At 68.1% G+C, this 323-nt stretch carries 1 protein-coding gene; it reads left to right on the top strand.

Features of this window, described 5'->3' with window-relative positions:
- Positions 1–203, top strand: a 203-nt coding sequence (gene mobC / locus RB628_RS42980) for a plasmid mobilization relaxosome protein MobC (protein WP_318325816.1), incomplete at its 5' end; no start/stop codon positions are given.
- Between the last annotated feature and the right edge of the window lie 120 nt (positions 204–323).

Here is a 323-nt window from a genome sequence, read left to right as displayed (position 1 = left end):
AGGTCGACGCCGCCATCGACGAGCTGGCCGCCCTGCGCACCGCCATCTCCCGCATTGGCAACAACATCAACCAGATCGCCTTCGTGTACAACGCCGGCGGGCAGCCCCGCCCCGGCGAACTCGACCACGCCCTCACCACCTTGACCCGCCTCCTGACCCACGTAGACGACGCGGCCGACACCCTGGTCAAGAAGCGCCTTTGATGGTCCCCAAGATCCGACGCGGCTCACGCACCCACGGCCTGCTCGTCTACCTGTACGGCCCGGGAAAACGCGACGAGCACACCGACCCCCACCTCGTCGGCAGTTGGGACGGCTTCGCCC

Source organism: Streptomyces sp. ADMS (assembly GCF_033441795.1).
Lineage (GTDB): Bacteria > Actinomycetota > Actinomycetes > Streptomycetales > Streptomycetaceae > Streptomyces.
The sequence above is the reverse complement of the archived record's forward strand: the minus strand, read 5'-3'. Positions and strand labels throughout refer to the sequence as shown.